The following is a 14,253-nucleotide window of genomic DNA, read 5'->3' as shown; positions in this document are numbered from 1 at the left end:
CCGATCATCAGCATAGTTCGATCGGGGCGCGTCCTGTCGGGATCTCGCCCCGTAAAGGGCGCTCCGTGCGCCCCGAAGCAAACGCGCACGCGCAACGGGGATCAGTCTCTTGCCAGCCAAGCCTGGGGGTCGTGGTGACGCAGGATATCGTCAACGCCCTTCGTGATGAGGCGCCATGACCTACCTTCTGGACGTCAACATTCTTGTCGCACTGATCGACCCCCAATCATGTCGGTCACGAGGCAGCGCACCGCTGGTTCGAGGCGGAAGGCAGCAAGGCCTGGGCGACTTGCCCTATGACCGAAAACGGCGTGATCCGGATCGTCGGCAACGTCCGCTATCCCGSMACGCCGGTTCTCCGGCCGAGGTCGCGACGATCATGGCCCAGATGTGCAGACTTCCCGGTCACAGTTTTTGGCCGGACGATATCAGCCTGCTGACCGCAGACCATGTCGATGCAAGCCAGATCCTGACGTCAGCGCAGGTGACCGACACCTATCTCCTTGCCCTTGCGGTCGCAAATGGGGCAAGCTCGCGACTTTGATCGCCGCCTGACGCCCAAGGGGGGTGGGCCGGGGGGCAAGGACGCGATCCACCTCATTGGACATCAGTGATGCGTACCGACCTTGACCACCTCCCAGCAGCCAAGCAGCGAGAGCTCGAAGAGGTCGTGCGCATCTTGTTTCGCCGAGTTTCGGGAGGCAACCGAGAATGCGACTGGCCGCAAGAAGTCGGCCCGCATCCTCAAGATCATCCTTTTCGGCTCCTATGCGCGGGGCGATTGGGTCGATGCGCCCTTCGATGCCAATCAGTATAAATCCGACATGGATATCCTGGTCATCGTCAACCAGAAGGAACTGGCCGACGTCGCTGCCTATTGGTCGGTCGCAGAGCAGCGCCTCATCGACGCCTATCTGATCGAGAAGCGCATCCATACGCCGGTGCATTTCATCGTTCACTCGCTTCAGCAGGTGAACCAGGGCCTCAGCCATGGCCGGGTCTTCTTCATGGAAATAGCCGAACAGGGCATCGCCCTCTACGAAGCCGATGATCGCGAACTGGCCAAACCCAAGCCCAAGACGCCGTCGGAAGCAGCGAATGCGGCGCAGGACTATTTCGACGATTATTTTTCTGAAGCCATGCAAGTGTTCGAAGTCGCAAAGTTTGGCATTGAAAAGTCATTCGTCAGGAAGGCGGCATTTGATCTCCACCAGACTACTGAGCGTCTCTATCAAGCCATTTTGCTAACTCTCACCTTCTACACGCCATATGACCACAACATCGCATTTCTCCGCGCACAAGCTGAGAGCAGGCACCCTGCGCTGTTTGACATATGGCCACGGAACTCCCGAAAGGAGCGGGCGATGTTCCAAAAGCTCAAGGACGCCTATGTGAAGGCGAGATATTCCAAGCATTATCAGATCGATTTAGAAGAGCTGCGTTGGCTAGCTGAACGCATCGAAAATCTCGGCCAGACGACCCATTCGATATGCGTTTCTCACATAACCAAGCTAAAGGAAAAAGCGCGCCATTGACGTTGTCGCACGGATTTGCTGCGTAAAATATCCGACGCCGGAATGACCGAGTTTGGGACACCGCGTAATTGATGTAGCCACCCTTCTGTATGGTACGAAGTCGCATGAACGCTTCAATGCAGGAGGGTGACCATGTCGATCTACGCAGGACTGGATGTGAGTGACAAGTCCACGCATGTGTGCGTGGTTGATGGCGAAGGCGCTGTGTTGCGGCGCGAGGTTCTGGCGAGCGATCCCGACGTCATCGCTAAATGGCTTGGCCGCTATTGCCCGGATCTGGTGCGCGTGGTGCTTGAGACGGGGCCGCTGTCGGCGTTTCTCTATCATGGCATGGTAGCCCGCGATGTGCCGGTAGAGTGTATCTGTGCTCGCCATGCCAAGGGCGTGCTGTCGGCGCGGGTCAACAAGAGCGATGTTCATGATGCTGAGGGGATTGCGCAGATGGCCCGAACGGGCTGGTTCAAGCGCATCCATATGAAAGCTTCCGCCACGCATTTTGATCGTGCCGCGATACGAATTCGTGCACAGCTTATCACGGCGCGGACTGCCATGATCAACCAGTTGCGCGGCTTGTTGAAGCTGTTCGGCCTTCGCTTAGGTTCAGCCCGAGCTCCCGGCAAACGAACCGACCGCCTGATAGTGCTTTATGCCCAACGCCCCGATCTGGAGGCATTGTTCGCGCCGCTTATGGCATCCATCGAGGTGATCGAAGCGCAACTGCGCGCCTCGAACCGAATATTGGAGAAGAGGGCTGCCTCGGATCCCGTTTGCGCGCGTCTGATGACGGTCCCTGGCGTTGGGCCGATCACCGCCCTCACCTACACCATGAGCATAGAAGATCCTCGTCGCTTTGCCAGAGGTGAGGACGTTGGGGCGTATGCTGGGCTTGTCCCTCGACGAAGCCAGTCTGGCGAACGTGATACGCAAGGTCATATCTCAAAGGCCGGCGATCCGATGCTGCGACGGTCGCTGTACGAGGCGGCCAACATCATATTGTCGCGGGTAAGGCAGCCATTCGCACTGCAACGCTGGGGTAGGAAATTGGCCGAAGTCAAAGGTCCTAAGCGTGCCAGGGTCGCAGTCGCCCGGAAGCTGGCCATATTACTCCATTCCCTTTGGTTGAACGAGACCGAGTTCCGCTGGGTCTGACCCGGCGCCCCGCTCCCGATCAGCCATGCCCGGACGATCTCGTCACAAAAGTGGAGGGTTAAACCTCGTTTGGGACCCGGAGACGTCCACCCACCACCGCTCGGCCGCGATCATGAGGCACGGACAAAAGGCTCTCCCAGCTGTCCGATGACCCCGAAGACAACCATTGGCAATCGGGCTCAGGGAAAAAGAATGGTGATGCGAAAATCAATTAGACAACTTTGTGCTCGGTCCGCTTTGGAGCGACAGAAATGGGAAAACGGCCACTCCCGGCTCAGGATTTCGATGTCATTTGCTGCGGACAGGGCAGACGTTGATGGGTTGGTTGGGCCGGTTTTGGGAGCTGCTGTTTCATCATGTGAGCGTCCTCGACCGAGAGGAAGAAAAAGCAGGATGGGAAATAAATCGGATCAAGTCGTTCCTGCTTGCATTTTTTCTTGTCGTCAGCGACAGGAAAAAATGGCGTTAGCGACAATTCAGTTTACCCAGGAGCAGGCACGAGACATCGCTAAGGTATCCCCGGGCGACGTGCGCGCTTGGCGCAAAGCCGTTCCGTATCTGGCCGCCAAACCTGGCAAAGCCGCGCGGTTCACTTTTGCGGACTTGATTGGCCTCGCGATCACCAGTGAACTGACGAACCGGTTCGGAGCGCGGATCAGTGACATCGGTGCTAGCGTGGATAAGCTGTTTCATGAACTCGCCAACGCGCGACCCACCCATCTTGAAGGACTTGTTGCATTGATCGGTTCGGCATCCGCTCGTCTCCTGACGGTCGGCGATTTTTCGGCGCGGCAGATCGACGAACCTACTCTGATCGTGCCCTGCGATCCCATCGTCAGCCAGATTAGTGCTCGCATGATGCCCTCTACGCCCGTTGCCACGCAGAGCGCGCTTCCTTTCCCGCCACAGATACTCAAGGCCGCACGATGAGCGGCATGCATCTCGAATTTCAGGTTTCCGCCGGTACGCCTATCGTTTCGCAGCGGTTTGATGGCCGTTTGTCATCGACTGCCACGGAGATCGGCCAGTGACCGGATCAGTAACGATCGATCTTGTCGCAGCGCTACGCCAGTTCGGGGCGGACGAGGCGGCATTGCGCCTGCTGGACGTCGACGAGCCTGGGCTGCTTCCTTATGCAACTTTGCTGACTGCCCGCGATAGTGGTGACGAGGATCTCCAGGCGCTTGGCGGTATCTACGAGTGGCAGGGCACTCCGCTCGTCTTTCTCGTGGCGGCCGACAGGCTGGGCGAGGATGAGGCGAAGCTGCAGCGAATTCGTCGCGTTCTCGCTATGCGCGGCGACGCCCCCTATCTCGGCGTCGTCGGTCCCGGACGTCTCGATATCTATCATATCAGCTTGGATGATCGCCGGACGGTTGAGGCGCGTGTTGATGTCGGGGTAGCGGCCGGCCAAGAGGTCGCGACGCTGGCTCACCTCGCCAATGCGCGGCCGGGTCTGCCGACAGGCCACCGGCAATGGATCTCGCAGGTCGTCCTTAAGCTCCTCGGAGATTCAATCGACACGCTCAAGACGACATGCGGAGTCGATGATGACGATGCTATATCCTTGGTAGGACGTGCCCTTTTTACACGCTTCCTAGGCGACCGTCATTTGCTGGGCTCGCTTGGTGTCGATATACTTGCGACGGCCTGCTTGTTCGATGATGCGGCCAGCGCCGCGAAAACGTCTCAATGGCTCGATGTAACCTTCAACGGCGACTTTCTTCCTACCTCTTCGGGGATCTGGGAGCGTTTACCGCTGGACGCGTTCAAGGTACTGGGCGACATCCTGCGGCGTGCGCCCGGTGGCCAGCTCCGCCTCGGATGGGAAGAGCGTTGGGATAATCTCGACTTCGCGCATATCCCCGTCGCGTGCTCAGCCAGGCCTATGAGCACTATCTCCACAGACATGCACCAGTGCCGCGCGACAATCAGGATGAGAGAGCGTGTTGCCTCACGGAGGAATGCTCCCGAATGGAGTGATCGTTGCCTCACGTAAATGCTCCCTACAGGACATAGCCAGTCATGGCGATATTTGCGTGACGGGTGGCTGTGCAGCCGAGCCGTAGGCGAGGCGGAGCGGCCACCCGTCACGCAGCGCTGATCATGGCCATAGTGCCTGCTGTGCCTTCGCTGGTTACCGCAGGCATATGACTGAACACGAGGGCACGTGCTTTTTCAGTGCGCCAGCCTTTCAGCCGACGTTGGACCGTCCGAAGGAGACCATTGGGGTAATTTCCCGGTTGCTCTGCTTGGAGCCTTTCCAACAACTCCCGTCCGGTGCGCCAGGTTCTTCCTCGAACCAGGTTTCTAATTGGTCGACAACGTGGACCAGCGGATCTGGTCGGCGACGCCCCCGTTTCTGCGGTGGTTTCGCTGTCGCCGTAGGCCGCGCCTCGCCGTTTTTCCATAACGTTCTCAGGCTCAACAGAAACGCGTCCAGCGGCGGGGGCGACGCTGTCTCCGCCGGTGTCGCCGAGGCCACGGCATCAGCGAGTACCACCAGTTTTTGCTGCGCCGCGCGGATGTCGCGCAGCAGCCGAACCGGATCCAGCCCGGCAGCGATGTGGCGAAGCTGCTGACGTGTCTGCTCGCTGGTCCGGGGCTCATCCATCAGGCGCTGGAACGGCGTCGCCGGTGCATGATAGCGTTTATACACTCTGGCTCCGTCCCGCTGCTTCCCGGCCAGTTTGAACGAAGGTTGGAAGAAGTTCACAAAAAGACGGGATGCGGCGTACAACTCCGCCAGCGACCCGGCCGCTTCCAGTCCCTCGAACCGACGATATCCCACCAGGCGACGCACAACGGAGCCATTTTTTTGCTCAACCCAGGCCTGATCGTTCTTCCGATAGGGCCGGCAACGGGTAAAGGTGACCCCAGTCGCGGCACAGTAGTCGCGTACGGTCTCATTGATGAACACACTGTCATTGTCAGAATCGAACCCCAGCAATGGGAACGGCATCAGCTTCCGCAGTTCGGAAAGTACGGCAACCAACAGCGTTTGTTCGCGAACCAGCAGCGGGGCGCACTCGGTCCAACCTGTCGCGATATCGGTTAGCGTAAGCGTCCAGGCCCAGCTACCCTTCGCCATCGGCCCGCTGTGTGACACAAGGTCTGCTTCCATATGCCCCGGAGCCGGGTCCCCCCAGTCGCTGAAGGTTCGGATCGGAACGCTGCGCCTCAGTTCGGATCCTGCCACACCCCGCCGCCGCAGCCTCGGACTGCTTTCCCTCACGGTTTTCAACGCCCGGTCGATAGTCGCTGCGCTCATCTGCAACAACTTCGCCTTGATCGTAGGTTCCAGGTCAAGATGGCCATGGCCTTCCATGGCCTCGATCAGGATCGGTATGAGTGGCCGCAACCGCTTACCGCAGAGGCGGTCGCTCGCCTCCCACAATAGGATCAGCGCGGTTCGCACCGCCTCGGTATAAATCCTGCGCTCGGGACGCGCCGTCTGCCGCGACGGCACCTTTTCTCGCAAAATCCGCATCGCATGCTTGCGGTGCAATCCCGTGACTGCGACGAACTCGTCGAGAACCTTGCCCTTGCTCGTTCGGTCAGCCGCGCGATACCGCTCGCCAACCGCTTCAACCAATTCTCTCCGCGTCGCCATGCTCACCTTCCTCATCGTTTCCTCCCTGCCTCCGCCGGGAGCATTTTAGATGAGGCAACTGGACAACACTCAGGAGCAATTCAGGCGAGGCAATGCGATGCCCGGCAAGATCTGACGTTGCGATATGACGCGCTGTGCGAACATTATGGCATGACGCCGACGCGCAACAACCGCGGCGTTGCCCATGAGAATGGCGGGATCGAGAGCCCGCACGGGCATTTGAAGGCAGCAATAAAGGACGCGCTGCTGATGCGTGGTTCGCGAGACTTCGATGATCTGGCGAGTTACCGGCACTTCATCGACGAAGTCGTCAGCCGCAAGAACCGGCGCAACGGCCCACGCATAGACGCCGAGCGTGCGATATTGCAGCCCCTGCCTGGCGCGCGCACCAGCGATTATGAGGAGACGATCGTCACGGTCACCTCGACCAGCAGCTTCACGCTTCGTAAGGTGTTCTATACCGTGCCCTCACGGCTGATCGGGCATCGGCTGCGCGTTCGGCTTTACGATGATCGCCTCGATCTGTTCATCGGCGGCACTCACCTCATGACATTGCCGCGGGGGCGGTCGTTCAATAACGGCTCCCACGGCCATGTGGTCGATTATCGGCACGTCATCCATAGCCTGCGGCGCAAACCCATGGCGCTCCTGAAGTTGGTCTATCGTGACCAGCTCTTCCCAAGGGAGCCTTATCGTCAGACCTTCGACCGGCTCATCGCCGCGTTGCCCGAACGGATCGCTTGTCGGCAGATGGTAGAACTGTTGGCAATGGCGCACGAAAGGGCCTGCGAAGCCGAACTCGCGGAACTGCTGGCAGCCGACGTGGCTGCTAACCGTCTCCCCGACATGGATGCCTTGCGAATACGCTTCGCTCCCGATCCGGCGGCGCTTCCCGACGTGGTGGTGGAACTAGTCCCCCTTGTCACCTATGATGTTCTCCTGGCGGGAGAAGCCGCATGAGCCGGAACGCACCCGCTATCGACGCCCAGCGTCTGAGCCTCATCCTCAACGACCTGCGCCTGCCAGCAATCAAACAGATCTGGCCCGACTTTACCACGCGGGCAGACAAGGAAGGCTGGCCTGGGGCCCGCCTGCTTGCGGCGCTCGCTGAGCATGAGATCGCAGAACGGGACCGACGCCGGATCGAAAGGCATCTGGGCGAAGCCCGCCTGCCACCTGGCAAGACTCTCGACAGCTTCGCCTTCGATGCAGTGCCAATGATCTCCCGCGCCCGGGTGACGGCGCTGTGTTCTGGTGATGGCTGGCTCGAAAAAGGCGCCAACCTCATCTTCTTTGGTCCACCGGGTGGGGGTAAAACCCATCTGGCAGCCGCAATCGGCCTTGCGTTGATCGAAAATGGCTGGCGCGTCCTGTTTACCCGCACTTCCGACCTGGTCCAGAAACTTCAGGTTGCCCGCCGTGAACTGGCGCTCGAAGCCGCGATAGCCAAACTCGACAAATATCATCTGCTGATCCTCGATGACCTCGCATATGTGACCAAGGATCAGGCTGAAACGTCCGTCCTGTTCGAGTTGATCAGCGCACGGTACGAACGGCGTTCCACGCTCATCACCGCCAACCAGCCTTTTGGTGAATGGAACCGGGTCTTCCCCGATCCCGCCATGACGCTCGCCGCCGTAGATCGCCTCGTTCACCACGCGACAATCTTCGAGATGAATGTCGAGAGCTACCGCCGCCGCTCGGCGATCCAGCGACAATCACGCGCTGGTCGGCCACCGACCTTCGCGACAATCAAGTCCAACGAGGAAATGTCGCGCAGCGACAATCAAACCTGCGAGTAGCGCTTGCCAGCGTCAATCAAAGCAGGCACCACTTGAAAACCGCGACGATCAGTTCTCATCCTGATTGACGGAAACTTCTCATCCAGATCGCCGCGCCATACACCAGATCGGCAGCGGCGCGAAGGTGGCTTCTATACGCCTCGCCCGATCGCGGACCTGATGGTGCGCGGAGGGTTAAACGCGGTCGCTCGTTCGACGCCGGTCCATACAGCCCGCATCCTTGACCCAGCTGCGGGGGCTGGCGTCTTCTTGATTACCGCCTTTCGTCAACTGGTGGCAGAGAATTGGCGAGAGTCCGGTCGACGCCCTGATACGCATGAGTTGCGCCGCATCCTCTACGAACAGATCACTGGGTTCGACATCAACGAGGCGGCCCTCCGCTTTGCAGCGCTCGGTCTCTATCTGATGTCGATCGAACTCGACGCGAATCCTGAGCCGGTGAGGAAACTCAAGTTCGAGAATCTTCGCGGCCGGGTTCTCCTAAAGATGTGCGACGACGGACAGGACAGGCCGCTAGGTAGCTTGGGGCCTGCCGTCGGCGACGAGCATGTCGGTCGATATGATCTGGTCGTGGGAAATCCGCCTTGGGCAACCAGCACCCGCCTGCCGGAATGGCATAGTGTACAGGCGGTCATCCATCGTGTCGCGGCTGAGCGATTGCCGCAGGGATATCCACCTCCGCCGATCCCGAACGAGGTGCTCGACCTACCTTTTTTGTGGCGCGCAATGGAATGGGCCAAGCCGCTCGGCCAGATCGCTTTCGCGCTCCATGCCCGGCTACTGTTTCAGCAGGGCGATGGCATGCAGTTGGCGCGACGGGCGTTGTTTGCAGCGCTTGACGTTACGGGCGTGGTCAATGGAGTCGAGCTACGCCAGACGCGGGTGTGGCCGGAAATCGCGGCACCCTTTTGCATTCTTTATGCTCGGAACCAGGTGCCTCCACAGGGCGCGGGATGTCGCTTGGTCAGCCCGAGGTTGGAATTGGCACTTAACCATGCCGGCGGCATGCGCATCGATGCGAGCAACGCCGAATTAATCACGACGCAGGAAATCATCGAGACGCCGGAAATCTTCAAGCTTCTCTTCAAAGGAACGCGGGCCGACGCCCACGTCTATGAGCGCCTGCGAGCTCATGTGCCGGAGCGCCTCGGTCAGTACTGGGGCCGCCTTTTCGGAGTAGAGGCTGGGCGGGCCCGCTTCACCGGAAACGGGTACCAAAAGCTGAGGAACAGCAGTCGCATAAGAAAACATGGAGATGGCCTGCCAGGCGTCGCAGCTGACTACCTGCACGGCCGCCGAGAAGTCACTCTCGCGTCGATGACCAACATATTGGTTGATGAGAGGACACTTCCTTTTTTCACCGAGCCCCGCATTCATGATCGCCGGGCCGAGACATTATTCGACGGCGCTCTCGTCGTCGTCCAGAAAGCGCCGCCTGCCTCCCTAGGGCGGATCAGGACAGCAGTCGTGCAGGGCGGTGCCGTCTTCAACACTAGCCTGTACGGCTATAGCTCGCGAGCGCACGACGATGGATTGCTCGTCCGTTACCTCAGCCTCGTCATTGGCAGCAAGATCGCGTTGTGGCAGGTTCTGATCACTAGTGGTGAATTCGCCTTCGAGCGCGATACGATTGAGAAAGCGACGATCGACCGACTGTTCATCCCCGCGGTTGAATCTCTGTCCCACCATGACCGGACCGAGGTGCTTCGGCTCTTCCAACGGGTTCAGGACGCACCCCTGACGCGTGGGACGAGGTCGATCGCTGGTGCGCCGGTATCTATCATTTGCGTGAGCGCGACCTAGGGGTCGTAGCGGACACATTGAAGTTTGGGCTGCCTTTCGCCGGGAACCGCCGTCTCGCCCAAGCTCCGGCCGAAGATGAGGCCGTGAACGAGTTTTGCGCGGTCTTGGAAGCAGAATTGTCGCTATGGGGCAAAAGGTTGGGCCGATGCATAGAAGCGCGGCCGGCCGCCAAGCTGGATGCCTCACCGTGGCGGGGCATTCGCCTTACCTCCAGCGTTGCGAAGCCGAATGGACAGGCAGTCCCGCATATCGACTGGGGCAAATTTCTGCCGCTCGCAGACCATTTCGCAGCGACCGAGTTCATATTCGAAGAAGCGAATGATTGCCTTTGGTTGGGGCGGCTCGACCAAGCACGCTACTGGTCGGAAAGTCAGGCCAGAGCCGTCGCGCAGCGTGTCGCTTGGGAGCATATGGACCTGCTGAAGGGGCGTGCAAGCGCGTGACGGCTGGCTCTTCCCTACCTCGCCCCGAGCAGATCGATGAGCTCACCCGCGGGATCGAGCTACCGTTGACGGCGTTGCATGAGGAACATTCGGCAAGAGCAATCTCCTTTTCGCCATTCGCCTCGTTCTCGACCCGACGCTTGCTGACGCGGCGCGTCAGCTTAAGCTTTCCGACTTCTGGGACGGCTGCGAACTTGCCAAGGGGCCGCGGATCGAAGTGCATCTCGACTTTGCCGGGTTCGATACCGACGAGGCGCAGGCGGCCCTGCTCACCGATTTTCGCATCGCCGGTGATCCTACGATCGCCAGGCTCAGCTATGTTTTTCGCAAGAAGCCGGAGGTTGGCGGGCCGCCACAGTCCAGCGCGGATTGCGAGTTCATCGTCTACGGTGGTGGAGATGAATCGCGCCCGATTCCCAGCCGGCTGCGGCGTCGTATCGCGCTCGACATGCTCGACGCCTTGCGCGACGCCGAAGGCCAGCTCGGCTCGTGGCGCAACTCGCCGCTCCGGCCCCTGCTCGAAGACGCGATCGCCGGTGTAGATCACGCATCGCTCGAAGCCGTCGCCGCCGACCTCGATCGCGCCACCAAGGCGCTAGAGGCCTTTCCTACGGTGAAGGCGCTCGAGGATGGACTGCGCTCAGGTATCCTAGATCTCGCCGGTAAGACCCACGACATCGATGCCCGTCTGCGTTTTGCGCCAGCTGACCCGCTGCGCCTTTTCCGCTCGATTTCCATGTTCATCGACAACGGAAAACGCGGCATCGCGGAAGCGAGCCTCGGCTCTGCCAATGTCGCGCTGATCGCACTCAAACTCGCCGAGTTCGCGTGGCGCCGGGCGAAGAATGAGCGCAACTACTCGCTGCTGTGCATCGAGGAGCCCGAAGCACACCTCCACCCCCAGCTGCAGCGCGGTGTGTTCGATAAGCTGTTCAACGCCGGCGATCCTAACCAGGCGCTGATCGTCACAAGCCACTCGCCGACTCTCGCCGCTGTCGCGCCGCTTCGCGCGATTGTGCACCTTAAGGCGCAAGGTGGAAGGACGAACGCTTACTCGCTCGCGAACCTCCCCGTTACGCCCGAAGACCTTGATGACATCGAGCGCTACCTGACCGCCACGCGCTCCGAGCTGCTGTTCTCTCGCGGCGTCATCTTCGTCGAGGGCGACGCCGAGGAAACGCTGATGCCGGCGTTTGCCGATGCGCTTGGGTACAATCTTGATCGGCTCGGTATCTCGGTGTGCAACGTCGCCGGTGTCAATTTCACACCCTATGTCAAACTCGCCGCCAGCCTGGGCTTCCCGTTTTCGGTCGTCACCGACTGGGATCCCCTCGACGGCACCAAGCCGCCGCTCGGCATAGCCCGCACCCTCGACATCTGGGACGCCTATGCGTCTGTATCAGGGAGAGAAGTGCTTTCGGCTGCGCAGCGCGCCAGGTGGGATGCGTCAGACTTTGCCGCGTTCAGCAAAGCGTGGGAGCAGTCCGGCGTTTTCCTGAACGACCAGACCTTCGAAGTCTCCGTCGCGAATACCCCCGCCTTGCTCGGCACGCTCCTCGATATCCTATCTGAACAGGGGTTCGGCTCCGTCCGCACCAAGCGCATCGCAGCTTGGCGTGCCGACATGAAAGTCGATCCTGCGCAGCTGCTCGCGATGGTCGCGGATATCGGGAAGGGACGGCTGAGCGCCAAGATCGCCCGCAAGCTGCCCTTCGGCCAGCATCCACCCGGCTATATCGCTGCCGCCATCAGGTTCGTGGCCGACCGTGTCTAACCATCTCGCGCTGGCGCGGGCACTGGTCGATCTTGCTGCCAACGCCGAACAGGCCGCGGCGGTTCAGGAGCGCGGCCATTGCGTTGTCCTGGCCGGCCCTGGCAGCGGCAAGACCAAGACCCTGACCACGGCGATGGCACGCTGCCTCGTGGAAGATGTCGTCGACCCGCGCGGGGTCGCATGTATCACCTACAATAACGAGTGCGCGATCGAGCTCGAGACACGCCTCGCCGCGCTCGGCATTGCCAGCAACGATCGCGCCTTCATCGGCACGGTCCACAGCTTCGCGCTCACGCAGGTGATCGTGCCTTATGCGCGCTGTCTCCCCGGACTGCTGCCGGATGAATTCCGCGTCGCGAGCCGGGCGGAATGCCGTGCTGCGGTCGAAATTGCTTATTCGCAGGTCTTTGACGACCAGTTCGATCCCCATGATCGCTGGGGCTTTGCCGAAGAGAAGCGCCGACGCGATGTCGACCGATCGCGCCCTGATTGGCGCGGTTGCAATCCTGAGCTTGCCGATTTTATCGAAGCCTATGAGGCCGAACTGCGCCGCCGCAGTCTGATCGACTTCGACGACATGCCGCTGATCGCCTTTCGCATGATCCAGCAGCATGGCTGGATTCGTGCCGCACTGCGAGCACGATTTCCGGTCCTATTCGTCGACGAATATCAGGACCTTGGCTATGCGCTGCACGAACTGGTGCTCCTCCTCTGCTTCGCCGGCGGAATGCGCCTGTTCGCGGTAGGGGACGCGGACCAATCGATTTACGGCTTTACCGGCGCTGATCCCGAACTGCTGCAAAGCCTGGTCGCGCGTGCTGATGTCCGCGTCCTTCGCCTGCGTTTTAACTACCGGTCCGGCGCCAAGATCATTCGCGCCTCGATGGGCGCGCTCGGCGAGGAGCGCGATTATCGTGGGCGCGACGGTGCGCCCGACGGCGACTTGTTCTTCTGGAAGGTGATAGGCGACATCGATACGCAAGCGCGCACTATCGGCAACAAGATCTTACCCGTGCTTCTTGAGCGCCATCCCGCCGAGGAAGTCGCCATTCTCTATCGCGCGGCCTGGCTGGGCGACAAGATCGCCGCCGCGCTTGATGCTAAGGATATCCCCTATGTCCGCACCGACGGCAACGCGCTGATCAAACGCAGCTCGCGGCTCGCGCGGTTCATTGAGGGGTGTGCCCGCTGGACCACCGGCGGCTGGCGCGAGGCCAACCCGCCTTTTGCGCGCTTGCTCTCGCAGGCCAAGGCCTTGGTGTTCGGCGGACGCAGCAGCGACGCGGAAGAGCAGATGCTATCAAGCCAGCTGATTGCATTTTTGCGCAGCGGGATTGACAGCGGCGAGACCACCCATTTCTGGTTGCAAAGATTCTGGCGCGAATTGGTCACGCCATGGCGCGCGATCGCGCGCAATCCACAGGGAGAATGGGACGTTTGCTCCGAGATAGCCACGCGAACGGATCCTGCGCGCGGCGGGGACATTGCCCTCAACATTTTCGCTGGCCGGATTGAGGGAACGGGCCGCGTCAGTCTCAGTACGCTGCACAGCGCAAAAGGCCGTGAGTTCGATGCGGTCATTCTCTTTGGCATGAACGCCGGGGCGCTCCCAAGTCAACGCGACCGAAAAACGCCAACGGCGCTGCGCGAGGCCCGGCGGCTCTTCTATGTTGGCGTGACGCGGCCGCGAAAGGAGCTCGCGATCGTCTATCAGGACGGAAATCCTTCGCCCTGGGTCGTTGAACTCTACAAGCGGAGCCAGCAGGGTTAACCGCAACGCGATGGGTCCAGGGCAGTTCGAGCCGTGCGGCCATTCCGGAGTCGGATCGAGCGGATTCTCCGGCCAGACATAAAAAGCCCAGGCGACGCACGAGTATTGTTTGATGGCCTCTTCGTTTAATGTCCTGAGCGGCGATATGCGCGTGCGATGAAGAACAAGCATCTTTTCGAGCTTAGGAAGGCAGTAGTGCGAACGAGAGTCGGCTATTTCAGTTGGTCGGGTCGCTCCAAAGCGGTCAGCCGCCAAAATAGTGGACGGTCTGCACCTAGGAGGCGAAATTCTCCTGCTGAAAGGCCGGAATGGGTCGGTTTTGCCGGGGGGCGAACGCCGGGTCGTGAGACAATGCTGCCGTTC

10 protein-coding genes and 2 pseudogenes are annotated in these 14,253 nt (G+C 60.4%); 11 read left to right on the top strand and 1 reads right to left on the bottom strand.

The genetic code is table 11. From position 1 onward, the window contains the following. The first annotated feature begins 175 nt into the window (after nucleotides 1–175). The 5 genes from BF95_RS15845 to BF95_RS15825 all read left to right on the top strand — a co-directional run bounded on the left by BF95_RS15845 (nucleotide 176) and on the right by BF95_RS15825 (nucleotide 4,683). Nucleotides 176–544 (top strand): hypothetical protein, encoded by a 369-nt coding sequence (locus BF95_RS15845; RefSeq protein WP_200866985.1) that lies wholly within the window; start codon nucleotides 176–178, stop codon nucleotides 542–544. Between the two features lie 82 nt (nucleotides 545–626). After that, nucleotides 627–1,535, top strand: a complete 909-nt coding sequence (locus tag BF95_RS15840; RefSeq protein ID WP_327195473.1) for a nucleotidyltransferase and HEPN domain-containing protein — start codon at nucleotides 627–629, stop codon at nucleotides 1,533–1,535. 132 nt (nucleotides 1,536–1,667) lie between these two features. Then, complete coding sequence (locus BF95_RS15835; RefSeq protein WP_037475392.1) at nucleotides 1,668–2,684, top strand: IS110 family transposase; 1,017 nt, start codon at nucleotides 1,668–1,670, stop codon at nucleotides 2,682–2,684. A gap of 393 nt (nucleotides 2,685–3,077) precedes the next feature. Continuing rightward, entirely contained in the window at nucleotides 3,078–3,614 is a 537-nt protein-coding gene (locus tag BF95_RS15830) for a hypothetical protein (protein WP_141249556.1), read from the top strand. 97 nt (nucleotides 3,615–3,711) lie between these two features. After that, a complete protein-coding gene (locus BF95_RS15825) occupies nucleotides 3,712–4,683 on the top strand; it encodes a hypothetical protein (protein ID WP_043152448.1) in 972 nt (323 codons plus the stop codon). A 91-nt stretch (nucleotides 4,684–4,774) separates the two neighbouring features. On the opposite strand, the pseudogene BF95_RS15820 reads toward BF95_RS15825, so the two are convergent. After that, nucleotides 4,775–6,312: pseudogene (locus tag BF95_RS15820) on the bottom strand (integrase catalytic domain-containing protein). 81 nt (nucleotides 6,313–6,393) lie between these two features. Between BF95_RS15820 and BF95_RS15815 the strand changes: the two are divergent. The 6 genes and pseudogenes from BF95_RS15815 to BF95_RS15795 form a co-directional block, all read left to right on the top strand. Next, nucleotides 6,394–7,257 (top strand): annotated as a pseudogene (locus tag BF95_RS15815) (Mu transposase domain-containing protein); the annotation flags it as partial. After that, entirely contained in the window at nucleotides 7,254–8,099 is an 846-nt protein-coding gene (istB, locus tag BF95_RS15810) for an IS21-like element helper ATPase IstB (protein WP_043152446.1), read from the top strand. The pseudogene BF95_RS15815 and the gene istB, both read left to right, overlap by 4 nt. A gap of 159 nt (nucleotides 8,100–8,258) precedes the next feature. Further along, nucleotides 8,259–9,902: an N-6 DNA methylase gene (locus BF95_RS15805; protein WP_051520066.1), complete on the top strand. Its 1,644-nt coding sequence runs from the start codon at nucleotides 8,259–8,261 to the stop codon at nucleotides 9,900–9,902. Continuing rightward, the gene (locus BF95_RS25680; protein ID WP_152542758.1) at nucleotides 9,884–10,345 is read left to right on the top strand and encodes a hypothetical protein; all 462 of its coding nucleotides are present in this window, start codon (nucleotides 9,884–9,886) and stop codon (nucleotides 10,343–10,345) included. The genes BF95_RS15805 and BF95_RS25680 overlap by 19 nt, the downstream gene beginning before the upstream one ends. Before the next feature lie 217 nt (nucleotides 10,346–10,562). Next, nucleotides 10,563–12,119 carry an ATP-dependent nuclease gene (locus tag BF95_RS15800; RefSeq protein ID WP_235209797.1) on the top strand — a complete coding sequence of 519 codons (1,557 nt, stop codon included), beginning with the start codon at nucleotides 10,563–10,565 and terminating at the stop codon, nucleotides 12,117–12,119. After that, on the top strand, nucleotides 12,112–13,890 hold the full coding sequence (locus tag BF95_RS15795; protein WP_037476304.1) for an ATP-dependent helicase: 1,779 nt from the start codon (nucleotides 12,112–12,114) through the stop codon (nucleotides 13,888–13,890). The genes BF95_RS15800 and BF95_RS15795 overlap by 8 nt, the downstream gene beginning before the upstream one ends. Nucleotides 13,891–14,253 lie beyond the last annotated feature (363 nt).

Source organism: Sphingobium sp. Ant17, from assembly GCF_000588875.1.
GTDB lineage: Bacteria > Pseudomonadota > Alphaproteobacteria > Sphingomonadales > Sphingomonadaceae > Sphingobium.
This window is presented reverse-complemented; position numbering and strand designations above follow the sequence as displayed.

What these genes read in the sequence shown, in the direction of transcription:
- BF95_RS15835 (WP_037475392.1), top strand. Translation starts at nt 1,668, where the DNA reads ATGTCGATCTACGCAGGACTGGATGTGAGTGACAAGTCCACGCATGTG.
- BF95_RS15830 (WP_141249556.1), top strand. Translation starts at nt 3,078, where the DNA reads ATGGGAAATAAATCGGATCAAGTCGTTCCTGCTTGCATTTTTTCTTGT.
- istB (WP_043152446.1), top strand. Translation starts at nt 7,254, where the DNA reads ATGAGCCGGAACGCACCCGCTATCGACGCCCAGCGTCTGAGCCTCATC.
- BF95_RS15805 (WP_051520066.1), top strand. Translation starts at nt 8,259, where the DNA reads ATGGTGCGCGGAGGGTTAAACGCGGTCGCTCGTTCGACGCCGGTCCAT.